The following is a 17,778-nucleotide window of genomic DNA, read 5'->3' as shown; positions in this document are numbered from 1 at the left end:
TTATATTCAGGAAACCTTACATGTTGCGTTTTTCTGCCAATCTCTCGACGCTGTTCCAGGAATTGCCGCTCGCCGAGCGTTTCGAAGCGGCCGCGCGCGCCGGCTTCGATGCCGTCGAACTGTGGTTCCCCTATGAAATTCCCGCCGCGCAAATGCGCGAACGGCTCGCGGCGCATGGGCTGCGCTGCGTGGGCATCAACTCCGCGGCGGGCGACGTGTCGCGCGGCGACTGGGGCCTGGCCGCCGACCCGGCGCGGCGTGCCGAATTCGACGCAAGCGTGGAGCAGGCCTTCGACTATGCGCAGGCAATCGGCTGCCCGAGCGTGCACGTGATGGCCGGGCAGATCGACGCCGGTGCGCCGCGCCAGAGCGCATGGGAACACTATGTGGAGTGCATGGGCGCGGCGGCGGACCGTGCGGCCGCGCGTGGTCTCACGGTGATGGTGGAGCCGCTCAATGCAATCGACCGCCCGCGCTATCTTCTCAATACGCAGGCGCAGGCGCTCGAACTGCTGGGCGCGCTGAACCGGCCGAACCTGAAGATCATGCTCGACCTCTACCATGTGCAACGCGGCGAAGGCAATCTGATCGAGCGCATGCGCGCGTCGCTGCCGCATGCGGCGCACGTGCAGATCGCCGACAATCCGGGCCGCCACGAGCCGGGCACGGGCGAAATCCGCTTCGAGAGCGTGTTCGCCGAGCTCGCGCGCAGCGGCTATAGCGGCTTGATTGGCTGCGAATATCTGCCTTCCGGCGCGAGCGTGGAGAGTTTTGGCTGGCTCGAACCGTTCAGGGCGGCGCAACCTGCCTGACGATGGCAACGCGACTTCCATTGGCGAAGTCGCGCTGCCAGCGCTTTATCAGGAGTGCGATCAGCGTTCGGCGCCCGGCATCGGCTCGCCGAGCACGAACGGTCCGCCCTGGAACTGCTGCGCCGGGCCAGCGAATCCGGCGTTCGGCGCGCTAGCCGCGAAACGGTCCGCGTAGGCCTGCGAACTGTCGCGCGGCCGGTAGCCGAGAAAACGGGCCTTGGCGTTGTCCCACCAGCACGCCGGGTTGTCCGACACACCGTAGACGACCGCGTGCCCGGCGCGGTTCGTGAACAGCGAGCAGCGCACGAGTTCGATGAAGTCCCCATAGCTCAGGAACGTGACGAGCATGCGCGCGTTCTTCGGCTCCTCGAACGACGAGCCGATGCGCAGGCACACTGTTTCAATGCCGAAACGGTCGAAGTAATAGCGCGAAAGCGACTCGCCGAAGCATTTCGTCACGCCGTACAGGCTGTCCGGGCGGTGCGGGGCGTCGGTGTCGAGCACGCTCGTGACGGGATGAAAGCCCGTGACGTGGTTGGAGCTCGCAAACACGATGCGCTTCACGCCATGCTTGCGCGCGGCTTCGTAGAGGTTGTACGTTCCGCGAATATTCGCTTCGAGCAGGTCGTCGAACGGCGCGTCGATCGAGATGCCGCCCAGGTGCACGATCGCGTCGACGCCTTCCACCATCTCCATGACCGCCTCGCGATCCGCCAGGTCGACGCGGCGCGCTTCCTCGTGCGGCGCGGTCTCGCCCAGCTCGGTGATGTCGCTGATGCGCACGGTATCCGCCCAGTCGGCCAGCGCCCCGCGTAGCTGACGGCCCAGATTGCCGCCCGCGCCGGTGAGCAGCAGACGACCGAATGGCTTGCCTGAAAGTGAGTGTTGGGACATCCGGGCTTCCTGGTAATTATTGTGAAAAGTTGTGGAAAACGTTTTCCGAATATAGCCATCGGCCGTCACAGCGTCAATGGAGGAATACGTGCGGCGAGGGCAGTGGTTCACCTGGTGTCCGTTTCTGCGAAAATGCTCGCCGTCGCCCCCGCCAAACGTTGCCTCTATGAAAAGCAGTCCTCCGACGATTCGCGATGTCGCCGCCATGGCCGGCGTCTCGGTCGCCACGGTTTCGAAGTACGTGAATGGCACGCAGCGTTTTTCGCCCCCGGTCGAGGCGAAACTCAAGGACGCCATCGAATCGCTCGGCTACCGCTCCAATCCGCTCGCGCGTTCGATGATCACCGGGCGCACGCGCACCATCGGCATCGCCATTCTCGACATCACCAACCCGCACTTCACGAAGGTGGTGAAGGGCGCCAACCGCGTGGCGCTCCAGCACGACTACACGCTGCTGCTGGTGGACGCCGAAGAGAATCTCTCGCGCGAGCGCTCGCTCATCGAGGCGCTCGCGCCGCGCGTGGACGGGCTCATCGTCAGTTCGCGGGCGTCCGAGGAAATCGCGAAATGGACGCTCAAGCTCGACAAACCGGTCGTCATGCTCAGGACCGTGCGCGGGCTCGACATTCCCACCGTCGGCTTCGACAATCGCCTTGCCACCTATATGCTGGTGCGCCATCTGCTGAACCTCGGCCACCGCAAGATCGCCTACCTCGGCTTCGACGCGGCCACCATCAACGACGAGCGCATTGCGGGCGCGCGCGAGGCGCTGGCCGAAGCGGGCCTCACGCTCGACGTGCATGAAACGCATGCGCCCACCGCGCAGGCGGGCGAGGAAGCCTGCTCGCGCGTGCTGCTGGGCCCGAACCGCCCGCAGGCCGTGATCTGCTACAACGACCTGATCGCGCTCGGCTTCATGAAGGAGGCCAAGTCGCTGGGCTTTCGCCTGCCGCAGGACGTGTCGGTGGCGGGCATCGACAACGTGCCTTATGGCGAATATGTGGAGCCGCGCCTGACCACCATCGACGGGCAGGGCGAAAGAATGGGCGAGCTGGCCATGCAAAAGCTCATCGATGTGCTCGCCGGGCGCCCCGACGTCGAGCAGGTGGTGCTGGAGCCACGCCTCGTCGTGCGCGATTCGACCGTCGCCTGCCGCTGAATTCCTGATCTTCGTTTTCTCTCGTCTGCCGCCTGCGCAAGGGCGGCAGGCGGCCTTTGCGCGCCCGCTCGCTTCGTTTCCTGCGTTCGCCGCGCGCCGCCGATTCGCGTAACTACCTACTAGCCATTTCGAAAGGATCCGATTAAATTTGAGAAAACGTTTTCCAAAGATGGTGTTGGCAGCGATGCCTGCGCCGTCCTCTGGAAAGCCTGGCAAAGCGGGTAGCGGTCGCGCCGGCATGCGCCAGTCCAGCAGCAGCTCGATTACAGAAGCGGTATGCGAAGAACAAAAGGAGATCGAAGCATGTCGAGAAGCAAGCACCGTTTGCAGTCCGTCGTTGTCGGGGTGGCGATCACGGGCGCCGCGCCCGCCGCTTTCGCGCAGAGCAGCGTCACGCTGTACGGGATCGTCGATAGCGGGATCGGCTGGCAGTCGAGCCAGACGACGCTCGGTTCGACCTCCGGCGGCCGTTCGGCGGTCAAGATGATCAACGGCGTGTGGGCGGGCAGCCGCTTCGGCCTGAAAGGCGCCGAAGACCTGGGCGGCGGCACCAAGGCCATCTTCCAGCTCGAACAGGGCTTCAACAGTGCGACGGGCGCGCAGTCCACGAGCGGGCTCATGTTCAGCCGCCAGGCCTACGTGGGCGTGTCGAACGCCACCTACGGCACGTTGACGGCGGGCCGCCAGTACGCTTCGTACTACCAACTGCTTTCGCCGTATAGCCCGACCACGTGGCTCACCGGCTTCTACGGCGCGCATCCCGGCGACCTCGACGGGCTCGACACGATCTACCGCGCCAACAGCACGCTGCTGTACATGTCGCCGAAGATCTACGGCTTCACTTTCAGCGGCTCGTATTCGCTGGCCGGCGTACCCGGCAGCGTGACCCAGGGCTCCACCTGGGCCCTCGCCGGACAGTACGCCATGGGCCCGGTGGGTCTCGCCGTCGGCTTCTCGCGCATCAACAACTCGAACGTGAACGGCGGCGTGTTCGGCACCGACACCACCACCTCCAACGCGGGCGCGCAGGCGGGCATCTCGGCGGTGACCAACGGCTACCAGTCGGCACGCGCGCAGCAGCGCTTCGCCGTGGGCGCGGGCTACACGTTCAACAACCAGTTCGACATCACCGCGACGTACACGAACGTGCAGTACATCGCAGGCGTGGGCTCGGGTTTCCGCGACACCGCGATCTTCAACACGGGCGGCCTCGTGCTGCACTGGAAGCCGACCACGTCGTGGGACTTCGCGACCGGCTACAGCTACACGCGCGCCACCAAGGCCAACGGCATCACGAGCAGCGCGCAGTACCAGCAGGTCAACCTCTCGGAGTACTACTCGCTCTCCAAGCGCACGGGCCTTTACGCGTTGCAGGCATTCCAGCGCGCAAACGGCCAGACGCTCGCACCGGCGGGCAACGGTACGCAGATCATCAACGCGACCGCGACGATCGGCGACGGCTTCCAGTCCACGCCGTCTTCGTCGCGCAGCATGGTGGCAGTGGGTGCGGGCATCATCCACCGCTTCTGACACAGTGTGGCCCACGCTCAAACACGACACTTCAATATTGGGGACAAGCGATGAAAAGGACCATTCGCCATTCAGGCATGGCAAAAACCGCAATGACGGCGCTGGCCGCAGCGCTGGCGCTCACCGCGGGAGCCGCGCATGCGCGTGTGTTCCGCGTGGCCGACGTGCACAGCGACACCTTCCCGACCAACATGGCGCTCAAGCACATGGGCGAGGAAATCTCGAAGGCGACGGACGGCAAGGACTCCGTGAAGGTGTTCGGCAATAGCGCGCTCGGTTCGGAAAACGACACGATCGACCAGGTGCGCATTGGCGCGCTCGACATGGTGCGCGCCAATGGCGCGGCGTTCAACGAAATCGTGCCGGAATCGATGATTCCCTCGCTGCCGTTCCTGTTTCGCGACATCGACCATTTCCGCAAGGTGATGTACGGCCCGGAAGGCCAGAAGATTCTCGACGCGTTCAAGGCCAAGGGCATGATCGCGCTCACGTTCTACGAGAGCGGCGCGCGCTCGATCTACGCGAAGCATCCGATCAAATCCCCGGCCGACATGAAGGGCCTGAAGGTGCGCGTGCAACCTTCTGACCTGATGGTCGACGAGATCAAGGCGATGGGCGGCACGCCCACGCCCATGCCGTTCGCCGAAGTCTATACGGGCCTGAAGACGGGTCTCGTCGACGCGGCAGAAAACAACCTGCCGTCGTACGAGGAAACCAAGCACTACGAAGTGGCGCAGGTGTTCTCTGAAACGGATCACGCCATGACGCCCGAAGTGCTGGTGTTCTCGAAGAAGGTGTGGGACACGCTCTCGCCGCAGGAACAGGAAGTCATCAAGAAGGCGGCGGCCGACTCGGTGCCGTACTACGTGAAGCTCTGGACGGCGCGCGAGGACACGGCGGGCAAGACGGTGCAAAAGGGCGGGGCAACGATCATTCCGGCGGCCCAGGTCGATCGCGCGGCCTTCGTGAAGGCCATGCAGCCGGTCTGGACGAAGTATGAGCGCACGCCGCAGATGAAGCAGATCGTCGACGAAATCCAGGCGATCCATTAACGCTTCGCGGCTCCATGCCCGCAGCGGGCGTGGAGCCGCGCAACACATGGCATGCGCGCGCGGCCGCGAAATGTGTCCCACGCAAGGATGGAACATGACCTTCCTGAAACTCCCCAACGATCTTCTCTTTCGCCTGCTGACGATCGTCGCCTCGATCGCGCTGGCCTCGCTCACGATTCTCGTGTTCTACGGCGTGATCATGCGCTACGTGTTCGCGAGCGCGCCCGATTTCGTCGAGCCGATCGCGTTGCTGCTGGTGATCGTGATCGCCATGTTCGGTGCGGCGCTCAAGGTGCGCGAGCGCGGCCATATCGGCCTCGATTCGCTCGTGAAGAATCTTTCTCCCAGGGGCAAGCGGATCGCGGAGGCGTTTCAGCACCTCTGCCTGATTGCGCTCGGCGCCGCGATTTTCTTCGGCTGCATGCAAATGGCGGAAACGACGATGGACGACCGCATCGCGATTCTCGGCGTGCCGGAAGCGCTGCGCTATGCCATTCCGTTGGTGGCGAGCCTGTGCATCATGCTCTTTTCGCTCGAGCATCTGCTCGCGCTGTTCGTACGCAAGGCAAAGTAGGGCAAACATGGAACTTGCAATTCTTTCCCTCAGTTTTCTGGTGCTCCTGGCCGTCGGGGTGCCGGTGTCGTTCTCCCTGGGCCTCGCCTGCGTCCTCACGTATCTTTACGAGGGACTCCCGGCGGCGACCGCCATGCAGTCGATGATCTCGGGCATGAACGCGTTTTCGTTTCTCGCGGTGCCGTTCTTCATCTTCTCGGGCGAGCTGATGCTGCACGGCGGGATCGCCGACCGCATCCTGCGCTTTGCCCAGGCGGCCGTGGGGCATTTTCGCGGCGGCCTCGGCATGGCCAACGTGGTGGCCTGCACGCTGTTCGGCGGCGTTTCGGGTTCGCCTTCGGCCGACACCTCGGCCATGGGCGGCGTGGTCATTCCGCTCATGAAGCGCGAAGGCTATAGCGCGGCCTATGCGGTGAACGTGACGACCCACTCGTCGCTCGCGGGCGCACTGATGCCCACGTCGACGAACATGATCATCTACGCGTTCGCCGCGCAGGGGATCACGGGCACGCTCAACGGCCAGCAGATGAGCGGCGTTTCGATAGGAGACCTGCTTTTCTCGGGCCTGTTGCCGGTGCTGTGGGTCATGGGCTTCGTGCTGATCGCCGCGTACTGGCAGGCACGCCGCTTCGGCTACCCGCGCAGCGCCGACGGCACCACCAGAGTGCAGGCGTTCCCGGGCTGGTTCGCCGTATTGCGGGCCTTTCTCGGCGCGCTGCCGGGGCTGCTGGTGATCGCGATCATTCTCTTTTGCGTGGCGCGCGGCATTGCGACCGCCACGGAAGCGGCGGCCATTGCGGTGATCTACTCGCTCGCGCTGACCGTGCTCGTGTATCGCACGATGACGAAGGAGAAGCTGTTCTACGCGCTCTCGCGTGCGGCCAAGACCACGGGTGTGGTGCTGCTGCTGATCGCGGTGTCGAACATGCTGCGCTACCAGATGGCTTACCTGGAGATTCCGGAGGCGATCTCGCGCGTGCTCGAACACGCCACCACGGTGCCCTGGCTGATGCTTCTGTACATCAACATCATCCAGGTGTTTCTGGGCACATTCATCGACATGGCGGCGCACATTCTCATCACGACGCCGCTGTTCCTGCCGCTCGCCATGCATAGCGGCGTGGGCCCGGTGCAGTTCGGCATCATGATCCTGCTGAACTGCGCGCTGGGGCTCGTGCATCCACCCATCGGCTCGGTGCAGTTCATCGGCTGCGCCATCGGCGACGTGTCGATCGGCGATACGACCAAGGTGGCGTGGCCGTACTATCTGGCGATTTTCAGCGCGATCAATCTCGTCACCTACGTGCCGCTCTTTTCGACCTGGCTGCCGAGCCTGATCAACGGGCATCCGGTTTTCTGATGCCTATGCCGTAAGGTGCGCAAAGCGGGCCCATTGAGGCCCGCTTTGCTTTTGTGCCGCAGATGCACCACGGCGCTCGGGTCGCTCACGTCCCTCACGTCGCTCAGGCCACGCGGATCACGACCTTGCCGAAGTGCTTGCCGGCTTCCAGCCACGCGTAAGCCTCGGGCGCTTCGTCGAAGCCGAACACGCGGTCCACCACGGGCCGGATCTGCTGCGCCTCAACGAAGCGCGTGACGCTTTCGAGCATCGCCCGGCTGCCGACCATCACGCCGTGCAGCCGCTTCATGCCGCCGATCACAGGTAGCAAGCCCAGCTCCGGCCCCGCAAAGCTCGTCACACCGCCGATGATCGAAACGAGCCCGCCCATTTTCGCCGCCGCCACCGAGCGCGGCAGCGTATCGCGGCCACCCACCTCGACCACGATGTCCGCGCCTTCGCCGCCCGTTACGCGCAGCACTTCGTTCTGCCACTCGGGCTGCGTGCGGTAGTTGATGGTTGCGTTCGCGCCGAGCGCGCGGGCGCGTTCGAGCTTCGCATCGCTCGACGAGGTGACGATGGTGCGCAACCCCGCCGCGTGGGCGAGCTGCAACGCCCAGATCGACACGCCGCCGGTGCCGAGCAGCGCCACGGTCGCGCCCGGCTGCGCGCGGCCGTCGGCGAAGATCGCGTTCCATGCGGTGATGCCGGCGCACGAGATCGTTGCGGCTTCTTCGTAGCTCAGGTGCGACGGGATCGCGACGAGCGAGCTTTCCGTGGCGACGAAGCGCTCGGCCAGCACGCCGTCGAACTGCGCGCCCGGCGTTCCGCTTACCTTCGACGGAGTGGCGTCGCCGTCGATCCAGTGCGGGAAATAGGTGTTGATGACGCGCTCGCCGGGTTGGAAGCGCGTCACGGCCGCGCCGACCTCGACGACTTCGCCCGCGCCGTCGGCGAGCGGCACGAGCGAGGCGTCGCCCAGGCCCAGATAGTCGCCGCGCGCGAACATCAGGTCGCGATAGTTGAGCGAGGCCGCGTGAACTTTCACCACCACATCGTGCGGGCCGGCCGCGCGCGGCGTGAAGTCGGCGCGCGCGAGTGCGCCCACGCCACCGCCGGCCTTGAGTTTCCATGCCTTCATGACTGCTCCGGTACGAGTTGGAGCAGCCATGATAATGTTGCTCGCAGGGCGACATTGGTGAGATTCAGGCGATCCACTGTCGCCATCAAGGATACAAAAAAGGGAGTATGAGCATGAGCGATCGGCTGAGCGGCGTGGCGGAATTCGTGGACGTGGTGGACGCGGGCAGCTTCGCGGCGGCGGGCGCGCGCCTTGGCGTGACGCGCTCGGCGGTCGCCAAGATCGTCGCGCGGCTGGAGCAGCGCCTGGGCGTGCGGCTCTTGCAGCGAACCACGCGCAGCCTGAGCCTCACCGACGAAGGCCACGCCTACTACGAGCAATGCCGCCGCGTGCTGAGCGACCTGAGCGCCGTGGAGGCCGCGCTCGACCACGGGCGGCGCGAGCCCTCGGGGCGGCTGCGCATCACCGCGCCCGTGCTGTTCGGGCGCCAGTGCGTCGCGCCCGTGGTGAGGCGGCTCGTGGAGCAGTATCCGCGGCTCAATGTCGAGCTTTCGTTCAGCGACCGCGTGGCCGATCTCGCCGAAGACGGCTTCGACCTCGCCGTGCGCATTGGCGCGCTGCCCGATCACGGCACGCTCGTCGCGCGGCGGCTGGGCGTGCAGCACATGGGCATTTGCGCCTCGCCCGAGTATCTCGCGCGGCATGGCAAGCCCGCCGACTGGGCGGCGCTCGCCACGCACGCGGGCATTGCCTATGGCCGCGCGGGTCAAACCGCGTCGTGGCGCGTGCGCGATCCGGGCGGCGAGGTGCGCGAATGCCGCCTCGCCTCGCGCCTGTGCTTCGACGACCTGCTGGCGATTGCCGACGCCGCCGCCGCCGGGGCCGGTCTTGCGTGGCTGCCGTGCTGGCTCATGAGCCCGTACCTGAACGACGGCCGCCTCGAACTCGTGATGGACAGCAACACTGTGCTGGGCGACGAGGTGCATGTCGTGCGGCTGACGTCGCGGCACATGCCTTCGAAGGTGCGGGTGGCGGTCGATGCGCTCGTTGCGGACGTTTCGCGCATGCTCGCGGCGTCGCTCGACTGAAGCTTCCCGAAGCGCTGGCGAGCATGGCGTCGCGCGCGGCAAGAGTTTCACTCCGCAAAACTTTTGTGCAATGCGCAATGACAGGGCGGGCGGTCAGCCGCTATAAAGCCAGAAAGCGAAGTTTTGCTTGTTTCGTTCCATAAAATTCCAGATTCCGGAGACGCTGCAATGGCGCTGTCGACGTCGGTTCAGAAAGCTTGCAGGCTGATGCGTGTGCTGTCCGACCAGCGCAATACCCGTTTGACCGATCTCGCGGGCGCGGCCGGCATCGACAAGGCATCGGCGCTGCGCCTGCTCGACACGCTCGTGGCCGAAGGTTTCGTCGTGCGCGACGAGAGTTCGAAGGCCTATTCCGTGGGGCCCGAGTGGCTGGTGCTGCGCGCCACCAGCGTGCATCGCATCGACCTGCGCGCCGTGGTGCGCCCGGCGCTGATCCGCCTCGCGCAAAGCTGCGAGGACAGCGTGATCCTCTCCGTGCCGAGCGGCCAGGAGTCGGTCTGCATCGAGATGCGTCCGGGCACCTTTCCCATTCGCGCGAACTATCTGAACGTGGGGAGCCGCCGCCCGCTCGGTGTGGGCGCGGGCAGTCTCGCGCTGCTGGCCGCGCTGCCCGACGCCGAGATGGAGGCGACGCTTGCGGCCATCATCCCCACGCTCAGGCGCTACCCGCATTTCAGCGCCGCCATGCTGCGCCGCGAAGTGGCGGCAACGCGCGCGCGAGGCTATGCGTTGCTGCTCGACGTGGTGGTCGAGCGCATGGGCGGCATTGCCGTGGCGCTGCATGACCCCGACGGCTACCCGATTGGCGCGATCAGCATTGCCGCGCTCAGCGACCGGATTAGCGAGCGCGAGGAAACGCTCGCGCTTGCGTTACGCCGCGAAGCCGCCGCAGTGAGCGAAGCCTGGCTCAAACCTGGCACGAAACGCACATCGAAAGCGCCCGCTGCCAGAGAACTCTCCAACGTTTGAGCACAGGGCGACCCTGCATCGGCTGAGGCGCGCTCGGCCGAGCGGACAGGATCGATGAATATTACAAAGGACTCCATAGTTAAATGAAATCCGGAAACATGAATCAGACACTTCAGGCCTTGCTGTCGCCGCGCTCGATTGCCGTGATCGGCGCTTCGGAAAATATTCACAAGATCGGTGGCCGTCCGTTGCACTACATGCGCCAGCAGGGCTATGCGGGCAAGCTTTATCCCGTCAATCCGCAGCGCGCCGAGATTCAGGGGCTGCCGGCTTTTCCCTCTCTCGACGCGCTGCCTGAAATCCCGGAGCTGGCCATTGTCGTCGTGAGCGGCGAGGCGGCCGTGCAGACCGTGCGCGACTGCGCGCGCCTCGGGGTGGGGGCCGCGATCGTGATCGCCTCGGGTTTCGGCGAGGCGGACGAGGCCGGCAAGCGCATGCAGGACGAGATGGTCGCGATCGCGGCGCAGGCGGGCATGCGTCTCGTGGGGCCGAACAGCCAGGGGCTCGCGAACTTCGGCAACGGCACCATCGCCAGCTTCTCGACGATGTTCATCGAAGTGCCGCCCGCGGACGGCCCGGTCGCGGTCATCAGCCAGAGCGGCGGCGTGAGCGCCATGGTGTACGGCCTGCTGCGCGGCCAGGGCATCGGCGTTCGGCACATGCACGCGACCGGCAACGAAGCCGACGTCACCGTGAGCGACCTCGCTTTGGCGATCGCGCACGACCCCGACGTGAAGCTGATCCTGCTGTACCTCGAAAGCCTCACCGCGCCCGAGGTGCTGGCGCAGGCGGCGGCTGTGGCGCGCCGCCGCGGCGTGCCGATCGTCGCGGTGAAGGCGGGCCGCTCCAGCGCCGGGCAACGCGCGGCGGCTTCGCACACGGGGGCGATTGCGAATGAGGACCGGGCCGTGTCGGCCTTCTTCGAGCGGCACGGCATCTATCGCGTGGACGACGCCCATGCGCTCGCGCGTTGCGCGCCGCTCTACCTGCGCGAGTGGCAGCCGCAGGGCGCGCAACTCGTCGTGGTCAGCAACTCGGGCGCGAGCTGCGTGATGGCCGCCGACGCCGCCGAGCGCCACGGCCTCGCGCTCGTGCCGCTCGCGCCGCACACCCAGGCCGAGCTGGAAAAGCGTCTGCCCGGTTTTGCCGCGACCGGCAATCCCGTGGACGTCACGGCGGCGCTGCTCACCAACAGCGGTCTGTTCGGCGACGTGCTGCCCGTGGTCGCCACCGACCCGGCCAGCGACCTCGTGCTGCTCGACATTCCCGTAGCGGGCCTGGGCTACGACGTGGAGCGCTTCGCGCGCGACGCGGCCGCATTTGCCGATACGGCGGGCAAGCCCATCGTCGTGGCCGCCTGGCAGCCGCCGGTCGCGGCGGCGTTTCGCGCCGTGAACGTGCCTACCTACGAGAGCGCCGCGCATGCGATCGCATCGCTGGCCCAATTGACCGCGCATCGCGCCTTGCTGCGCGAAGTCGCCGCCGAAGCGGCGCGCATTGCGGACAGCGCGAACGGTGCGCCCCCACTGCGTCTAGCAACCGCTCACGCGAACGCGCCCACGCGCACGCTGAGCGAGGCCGCGAGCCTGGCTCGCCTCGCCGCGAGCGGCATACCGGTGGTGGCGCACAAGGCGTGTCACAGCGCGGAGGAGGCCGTCGCGGCATGGCGCGCCTTGGGCGGCCCGGTGGCCGTGAAGGCAAGCTCGCCCGACGTGCCCCACAAGAGCGAGCATGGCCTCGTGGCGCTCAATTGCAACGACGAGGAAAGTGTGGCGCGCGCGTGGCTCGACCAGAACGCGACGCTTGAGCGGCTGGGCGCGGCAAGCGAAGGCATCGTGATCGCACGCATGGAGCGCGCGCCGCGCGAGTGCATGGTGGGCGCGCACTGGGACGCCGAATTCGGCGCGGTCGTGGTGGTGGGCGATGGCGGCAAGTACGTGGAAATCCTGCGCGACACGGCCGTGCTGCTCGCGCCATGCAGCGAAGATGCCGTGCTGCGCGCGCTCTCGCGTCTGCGCATCGCGCCGCTGCTTGCGGGCGTGCGTGGCGAGTCGGCCGTAGACACGCACGCGCTCGCGAAGATCGCCGTGCAGGTGGGCAGGATCATGCACGAGGCCGGCGGGCAGATCCGCTCGATCGACCTCAATCCCGTGATGGTGAGCGCAAGCGGCGCCGTGGTGGTCGACGCGCTCATGGAGGTGGCCGTGGCGCCGTGAGGCGCGGCGCAGCAGGCGAGAGCAAAACCATTCGATAACCAGAAGGTCAGGCCGGAACTTCAGATCAGGAGGAGACAACAATGCGACAGGACAGTGTCGGCGCGCCATCGCCCGGTGCGAGCGGATCGACCATCGTTGCGGGAGACGACGCAGACGTGCCGTTTCTCGCGCAGGTGTGGGGCGATACGGTGGATATTCGCCATCTCGGCGCCTCGATCGCCATCGGCGTCGCGATGAGCATGGGCGCTTTCACGCTGGGCAAATCGCTGCTCGCTTCATGGGTGCACGATCACGAACTGGCGCACGCCGGATCGATGCTCGCGGGGCTCGCAGGCTGCCTGCTGGCCGGCGTGATTTGCGCGCGCCTGTTCAAGCCCAAGCGCGTGGTGGCCGAGCAGGCCATCGACGCGGCGGGCCGCGCGGAGGTGCTGCGCATGCTGGGCGCACAGGCCGGCGGCATCGGCACGATCGCCGATCTTTCGCCAGCCGGGCGCGCCGAGCTTGAGGAACTCGGTATTCTCGACATGTTCGCGCACGCGCAGTCGCAAAGCCCCGAGATGCAGGGAACGCACGGAACAAGCGCGGCAAGCGGCGCGCAAGGCCCCCACGCAACGCGAACGGAGGCCTGCTGATGGATGCGCTGCTCCATTCGTTTCTCGTCGCCCTCTCGATGGGCTTGCTCGGCGCGGTCGTGTTCGCGGCGCTCGGCGTGATTTCCGGCACCGACGAAACGGCGACCATCGCGCCGCTCACGCTGCTCGTTGCGTTGCTGGGCGTGCCGCCCGAAGGCGTCTTCACGTTCTTTATCGCGGGGGCCGTCGCCAAGCACATGACCCACGCGATTCCCACCGCGCTGCTCGGCATTCCGGGCGATGCGATGGCGGCCCCGCTGCTCCAGCAGGCCACCATGCTGCGCGCGATCGGCGTGCCGCATATCGCGCTGCGCAAGATGATTTCCGGGGCCATCGTCGCGGCCTTCATCGCGCTGCCGCTCGCCGTGCTGTTCGCGGTGCTGCTCGCGCCCGTGGCCGGTGTCATCACGAAGGCCGCGCCGTGGGTCTTTCTCGTCGTGGCCATCGGCATTGCTTATCTTTCACCGGCGCGCTGGGCCGCCGTCGTGCTGCTCGTGCCGTTCGTCATGCTGATCGTGGGCTTGCAGGCGTTGACCGGCCACTATGGCGTCAAGCTCGGCGTGAGCTATTTCCTCGGCATCGCCATCGGCCCGCTGATCGCCGACGTGTTCTCGCTGCTCGCGCCCGCCGAGCGCCGCCGCATGCGTCGCCCGCGCGCATCGACTTTCGTGCTCGCGCCCGACGTCAAGCAATGGAGCGGCTACTTCCCCAATCCGCTCAAGGTGCTGGACCGGCGCCAACTGGGCTGGACGGCCGCCACCGCCGCCATCTCCAGCGCGACCTTCGTGTTCAGCCCCGTTGCGATGACCGTGGTGATGGGCGAACTGGTCGGCGCCCGGATCAAGCACGCGTATGAGCGCCTCACCACCGTCATTGCCGTGCGCAACGGCGTGACCGAGGCCACTTATATCGCGGAGACGCTGATTCCTCTCATCGCGCTCGGCCTGCCGCTTAGCCCCGTGGCGGCCGGTCCCGCCGCGCCGCTATTCAACGCGCCGCCCCGGTTCTTCGTCAACAGCGCAACGGGCGAGGTGCACAATCTGCATTCGATGCTCTCGGGTTGGGAGTTTCTCGTGTTCGGCTTGCTCGGCGTGCTGCTCGCCGCGCTCGTTTCGTATCCGCTCGCCATGAATCATGCACGGCGCGCCGCGCTGTTCGTTTCGAGAAAGCTGAGTCACGAGGCGATCATCGCGACGTTTGCCGGGCTTATCGTGCTGATCAGCGTTTGGGAAGGGCAGTGGCTCGGCCTTGGTGTGATCCTCACCGTCGGTTTGTTCGGAGGGCTGCTTTCGCGCGTGTTCGCGTTCAACGCAGGCGTTCAGTTCATGGGCTATTACGTAGCCGTACTGAGCGTGCCGGCGCTGAGCCGACTGCTTTGACGAGGCGCATGCGCCCTGGGTAATCGCGTTTTCTACGGTATCGACATCATGAACTTTGATCTTTCGCCTGAACTGCTGGAACTGAGAGACCGCACGCGGCGTTTCATCGCCGAGCAGGTCATTCCGCTGGAGTCCGACGCGCGCCACGACTCGCACGGGCCGAGCGAGGCGCTGCGCCGCGAGCTGATCGAACGCGCGCGCGCTGCGGGTCTGCTCACGCCGCATGCCTCGACTTCCATGGGCGGCCTCGGGCTGAGCCATGTCGCGAAGGCCGTGGTATTCGAAGAGGCGGGCTATTCGTGGCTCGGCCCGACCGCGCTCAATATTCACGCCCCCGACGAAGGCAACATCCATCTGATGGAAGCCGTTGCCTCCGAAGCGCAAAAGGCGCGCTGGCTGCGCCCGCAGGTGGAGGGGCGCACGCGTTCGTGCTTCGCGATGACCGAACCCTCGCCGGGCGCGGGCGCCGATCCGTCGATGCTCGCCACGACGGCCGTGCGTGACGGCGACGACTACCTCATCACCGGACGCAAGTGGTTCATCACGGGTGCGAGCGGCGCCGACTACGCCATCGTCATGGCGCGCATGGAAGACGGCACGGCCACGATGTTCCTCACCGACATGAACCGCGAAGGCATCCGGCTGGAGCGCAGCATGGAGGCGATGGACCGCTGCTTCACGGGCGGGCACGGCGTGCTCGCGTTCGAGCGCGTGCGCATTCCGGCGAGCGACGTGCTCGGCGAAGTCGGCAAGGGCTTTCGTTACGCACAGGTGCGTCTTGCGCCCGCGCGCCTCACGCATTGCATGCGCTGGCTGGGCCAGGCGCGGCGCGCTCACGACATTGCCACGGCCTATGCGCGCGAGCGCCAGGCGTTCGGCAAGCCGCTCGGCGCGCACGAGGGCGTAGGCTTCATGCTGGCCGACAATGACATGGATCTGCAAACGTCGCGCCTGCATATCTGGCACACGGCATGGCTGCTCGATCAGGGCCAGCGCGGCAACTTCGAGTCGAGCCGCGCGAAGGTGGTGTGCTCCGAAGCGCTGTGGCGCACCGTGGACCGCTGCGTGCAGATGCTTGGCGGGCAGGGCGTGACGGCGGAAACGGCCGTGATGCGCATCTTCATGGACATGCGCGCGTTCCGGATTTACGACGGCCCGAGCGAGGTGCACCGCTGGAGCATGGCCCGAAAGATTGTCGAAGCCAGCGAGGGAAAAGCGTGATGACGGATATCGCAAAGCGCTTTTCGCTGGAAGGGCGCACGGCGCTGGTGACCGGAGCATCGAGCGGCCTTGGCCGTCATTTTGGACAACTACTTGCTGCGGCGGGGGCACGGGTTGCCGTCGCGGCGCGCAACGTGGGCAGCCTCGACGAACTCGTGGGGGAGATCGAGGCGGCGGGCGGGGAGGCGCGCGCCTTGCGGCTCGACGTGACCGACGCGCAGAGCGTGCGCGCCTGCTTCGACGAACTGGGCGCGTGGGGTGCGCCTGACATCGTCGTCAACAATGCGGGCGTGACCGTCACGAAGCCGCTGCTGGAGCAAACCGGCGAGGACTTCGAGCACGTTATCGATACCAACTTCAAGGGATGCTGGAACGTCGCGACCGAAGCGGGCCGCCGGATGGTCGCGGCGCAAACGCGCGGCGCGATCGTCAATATCGCGTCGATTCTCGGCGAGCGGGTGGCGAACGGCGTGGCGCCTTATGCGGCCTCGAAAGCGGCCGTCATTCAGCTTACCCGTTCGATGGCGCTCGAACTCGCACGCTACGACATCCGCGTCAACGCGCTGCTGCCGGGCTATGTCGAGACCAACCTGAATCGCGACTTCCTGAACAGCGAGCCCGGCCAGAAGCTGCGCATGCGTGTTCCCAGCCGGCGCTTCAGCACGATGTCCGACCTCGACGGCCCGCTGCTGCTGCTCGTGTCCGACGCGGGGCGCGCCATGTCGGGCTCGGCCGTCGCCGTGGATCGCGCACATCTCGTGAGTTCGCTATGACGCATGTTCCGTTTCAGGCGCGCCTCGAAGCCTGGTTGCGCGAGCAAGGGTATGCGGGGTCTGGCGCGATTGCCATCGCGCCGCTCACGGGCGGCCAGTCGAATCCTACCTTCCGTATCGATTGCGCGGCGGGCCGCTACGTGCTGCGCAAGAAGCCGCCGGGCGTGCTGCTCGCCTCCGCGCACGCGATCGACCGCGAGTACCGCGTGATGAAAGCGCTGCGCGGCACGGCGGTGCCGGTGCCGGAAATGCTCGCGTGGTGCGACGACGAATCCATCGTCGGGACGCCGTTTTATTTGATGGCGTTCGTCGAAGGCCGCGTGCTCGCGGATCAGTCGCTGCCCGGCATGACGCCCGCGCGGCGCGGCGAAATCTACGCGCAGATGAACCATGTGATCGCGGCGCTGCACGGCATCGATATCGAGGCGGTGGGGCTCGCCGGTTTCGGCAAGGCAGGCAATTATTTCGAGCGGCAGATCGCGCGCTGGACGCGGCAGTGCCGCGACGCGGCGCAGCCCGTTAGCGCCGACATGCAGCGGCTGATGGAATGGCTGCCCGAGCGCGTGCCCGCCGACGACGAGACGACGCTCGTGCACGGCGACTTCAGGCTCGACAATCTCGTGTTTCATCCGGTGGAGGATCGCGTGGTCGCGGTGCTCGATTGGGAACTGGCGACGCTAGGCCACCCGCTTGCCGATTTCGCTTACCACTGCATGAGCTGGAGGATCGCGCCCGACGTGTGGCGCGGCATTGCAGGCCTGAATCTCAATGAACTTGGCATTCCTGAGGAGTCGGCCTATATGCGGCAATACGAGGCCGCTACCGGGCGACGCTTGAGCGAGCATTGGGAGTTCTACCTCGCCTACAACCTCTTTCGCATGGCCGCCATTTTGCACGGCATAGGCGAGCGCGCGCGGCAGGGCAACGCGGCCTCGGCCGACGCCCGCGAAACCGGCGCGAAGGCCGCGCCGCTGGCCGCGCTGGGATGGCAGTGCGCACAGCGCTACGACGCCGCGCGCAGCGCGAGCGCATCAACGAGACCTGGAGCAGGAGACTAAG

16 protein-coding genes are annotated in these 17,778 nt (G+C 66.3%); 14 read left to right on the top strand and 2 right to left on the bottom strand.

All coding sequences use genetic code 11. From position 1 onward, the window contains the following. Positions 1-20: 20 nt before the first annotated feature. Positions 21-812: a hydroxypyruvate isomerase family protein gene (locus C7402_RS29160; RefSeq protein WP_112174445.1), complete on the top strand. Its 792-nt coding sequence runs from the start codon at positions 21-23 to the stop codon at positions 810-812. 60 nt (positions 813-872) lie between these two features. Here the strand turns inward: C7402_RS29160 and C7402_RS29155 are convergent, their stop codons facing one another. Next, positions 873-1,706, bottom strand: coding sequence for an NAD-dependent epimerase/dehydratase family protein (locus C7402_RS29155; protein WP_116613071.1), 834 nt, complete (start codon positions 1,704-1,706; stop codon positions 873-875). A gap of 166 nt (positions 1,707-1,872) precedes the next feature. Between C7402_RS29155 and C7402_RS29150 the strand changes: the two genes are divergently transcribed. The 5 genes from C7402_RS29150 (at position 1,873) to C7402_RS29130 (ending at position 7,381) form a co-directional block, all read left to right on the top strand. Then, positions 1,873-2,865, top strand: a complete 993-nt coding sequence (locus C7402_RS29150) for a LacI family DNA-binding transcriptional regulator (protein WP_116613070.1) — start codon at positions 1,873-1,875, stop codon at positions 2,863-2,865. A 303-nt stretch (positions 2,866-3,168) separates the two neighbouring features. Beyond that, complete coding sequence (locus C7402_RS29145; RefSeq protein WP_112174442.1) at positions 3,169-4,395, top strand: porin; 1,227 nt, start codon at positions 3,169-3,171, stop codon at positions 4,393-4,395. Positions 4,396-4,472: 77 nt separating this feature from the next. Beyond that, positions 4,473-5,447, top strand: coding sequence for a TRAP transporter substrate-binding protein (locus tag C7402_RS29140; RefSeq protein ID WP_224044391.1), 975 nt, complete (start codon positions 4,473-4,475; stop codon positions 5,445-5,447). Positions 5,448-5,541: 94 nt separating this feature from the next. Beyond that, positions 5,542-6,021 carry a TRAP transporter small permease gene (locus C7402_RS29135; protein WP_112174440.1) on the top strand — a complete coding sequence of 160 codons (480 nt, stop codon included), beginning with the start codon at positions 5,542-5,544 and terminating at the stop codon, positions 6,019-6,021. 7 nt (positions 6,022-6,028) lie between these two features. Then, entirely contained in the window at positions 6,029-7,381 is a 1,353-nt protein-coding gene (locus C7402_RS29130; RefSeq protein WP_112174439.1) for a TRAP transporter large permease, read from the top strand. A gap of 103 nt (positions 7,382-7,484) precedes the next feature. Here C7402_RS29130 and C7402_RS29125 read toward each other — a convergent pair whose 3' ends face one another. After that, complete coding sequence (locus C7402_RS29125) at positions 7,485-8,501, bottom strand: zinc-dependent alcohol dehydrogenase family protein (RefSeq protein ID WP_116613069.1); 1,017 nt, start codon at positions 8,499-8,501, stop codon at positions 7,485-7,487. 113 nt (positions 8,502-8,614) lie between these two features. Here C7402_RS29125 and C7402_RS29120 point away from each other — a divergent pair, with 113 nt between their 5' ends. The 8 genes from C7402_RS29120 to C7402_RS29085 all read left to right on the top strand — a co-directional run bounded on the left by C7402_RS29120 (position 8,615) and on the right by C7402_RS29085 (position 17,777). After that, positions 8,615-9,529 (top strand): LysR family transcriptional regulator, encoded by a 915-nt coding sequence (locus C7402_RS29120; RefSeq protein WP_116613147.1) that lies wholly within the window; start codon positions 8,615-8,617, stop codon positions 9,527-9,529. A gap of 168 nt (positions 9,530-9,697) precedes the next feature. Next, positions 9,698-10,498, top strand: a complete 801-nt coding sequence (locus C7402_RS29115) for an IclR family transcriptional regulator (protein WP_116613068.1) — start codon at positions 9,698-9,700, stop codon at positions 10,496-10,498. A gap of 98 nt (positions 10,499-10,596) precedes the next feature. Further along, positions 10,597-12,714 (top strand): acetate--CoA ligase family protein, encoded by a 2,118-nt coding sequence (locus C7402_RS29110; RefSeq protein ID WP_116613067.1) that lies wholly within the window; start codon positions 10,597-10,599, stop codon positions 12,712-12,714. 80 nt (positions 12,715-12,794) lie between these two features. Then, complete coding sequence (locus tag C7402_RS29105) at positions 12,795-13,346, top strand: hypothetical protein (RefSeq protein WP_244314966.1); 552 nt, start codon at positions 12,795-12,797, stop codon at positions 13,344-13,346. Then, positions 13,346-14,725: a tripartite tricarboxylate transporter permease gene (locus C7402_RS29100; protein WP_116613066.1), complete on the top strand. Its 1,380-nt coding sequence runs from the start codon at positions 13,346-13,348 to the stop codon at positions 14,723-14,725. The genes C7402_RS29105 and C7402_RS29100 overlap by 1 nt, the downstream gene beginning before the upstream one ends. Positions 14,726-14,773: 48 nt before the next feature. Further along, positions 14,774-15,946 (top strand): acyl-CoA dehydrogenase family protein, encoded by a 1,173-nt coding sequence (locus tag C7402_RS29095; RefSeq protein WP_116613065.1) that lies wholly within the window; start codon positions 14,774-14,776, stop codon positions 15,944-15,946. Then, on the top strand, positions 15,946-16,719 hold the full coding sequence (locus C7402_RS29090; RefSeq protein ID WP_116613064.1) for an SDR family NAD(P)-dependent oxidoreductase: 774 nt from the start codon (positions 15,946-15,948) through the stop codon (positions 16,717-16,719). Before C7402_RS29095 ends, C7402_RS29090 begins: the two co-directional genes overlap by 1 nt. Beyond that, complete coding sequence (locus C7402_RS29085; protein ID WP_116613063.1) at positions 16,716-17,777, top strand: phosphotransferase family protein; 1,062 nt, start codon at positions 16,716-16,718, stop codon at positions 17,775-17,777. The genes C7402_RS29090 and C7402_RS29085 overlap by 4 nt, the downstream gene beginning before the upstream one ends. The last annotated feature ends 1 nt before the right edge of the window (position 17,778 follow it).

Source organism: Paraburkholderia unamae, from assembly GCF_003096875.1.
Lineage (GTDB): Bacteria > Pseudomonadota > Gammaproteobacteria > Burkholderiales > Burkholderiaceae > Paraburkholderia > Paraburkholderia unamae.
This window is presented reverse-complemented; position numbering and strand designations above follow the sequence as displayed.

What these genes read in the sequence shown, in the direction of transcription:
- C7402_RS29115 (WP_116613068.1), top strand. Translation starts at nt 9,698, where the DNA reads ATGGCGCTGTCGACGTCGGTTCAGAAAGCTTGCAGGCTGATGCGTGTG.
- C7402_RS29160 (WP_112174445.1), top strand. Translation starts at nt 21, where the DNA reads ATGTTGCGTTTTTCTGCCAATCTCTCGACGCTGTTCCAGGAATTGCCG.
- C7402_RS29110 (WP_116613067.1), top strand. Translation starts at nt 10,597, where the DNA reads ATGAATCAGACACTTCAGGCCTTGCTGTCGCCGCGCTCGATTGCCGTG.
- C7402_RS29105 (WP_244314966.1), top strand. Translation starts at nt 12,795, where the DNA reads ATGCGACAGGACAGTGTCGGCGCGCCATCGCCCGGTGCGAGCGGATCG.
- C7402_RS29090 (WP_116613064.1), top strand. Translation starts at nt 15,946, where the DNA reads ATGACGGATATCGCAAAGCGCTTTTCGCTGGAAGGGCGCACGGCGCTG.
- C7402_RS29125 (WP_116613069.1), bottom strand. Translation starts at nt 8,501, where the DNA reads ATGAAGGCATGGAAACTCAAGGCCGGCGGTGGCGTGGGCGCACTCGCG.
- C7402_RS29145 (WP_112174442.1), top strand. Translation starts at nt 3,169, where the DNA reads ATGTCGAGAAGCAAGCACCGTTTGCAGTCCGTCGTTGTCGGGGTGGCG.
- C7402_RS29155 (WP_116613071.1), bottom strand. Translation starts at nt 1,706, where the DNA reads ATGTCCCAACACTCACTTTCAGGCAAGCCATTCGGTCGTCTGCTGCTC.
- C7402_RS29100 (WP_116613066.1), top strand. Translation starts at nt 13,346, where the DNA reads ATGGATGCGCTGCTCCATTCGTTTCTCGTCGCCCTCTCGATGGGCTTG.
- C7402_RS29085 (WP_116613063.1), top strand. Translation starts at nt 16,716, where the DNA reads ATGACGCATGTTCCGTTTCAGGCGCGCCTCGAAGCCTGGTTGCGCGAG.
- C7402_RS29120 (WP_116613147.1), top strand. Translation starts at nt 8,615, where the DNA reads ATGAGCGATCGGCTGAGCGGCGTGGCGGAATTCGTGGACGTGGTGGAC.
- C7402_RS29130 (WP_112174439.1), top strand. Translation starts at nt 6,029, where the DNA reads ATGGAACTTGCAATTCTTTCCCTCAGTTTTCTGGTGCTCCTGGCCGTC.
- C7402_RS29140 (WP_224044391.1), top strand. Translation starts at nt 4,473, where the DNA reads ATGGCAAAAACCGCAATGACGGCGCTGGCCGCAGCGCTGGCGCTCACC.
- C7402_RS29095 (WP_116613065.1), top strand. Translation starts at nt 14,774, where the DNA reads ATGAACTTTGATCTTTCGCCTGAACTGCTGGAACTGAGAGACCGCACG.
- C7402_RS29150 (WP_116613070.1), top strand. Translation starts at nt 1,873, where the DNA reads ATGAAAAGCAGTCCTCCGACGATTCGCGATGTCGCCGCCATGGCCGGC.
- C7402_RS29135 (WP_112174440.1), top strand. Translation starts at nt 5,542, where the DNA reads ATGACCTTCCTGAAACTCCCCAACGATCTTCTCTTTCGCCTGCTGACG.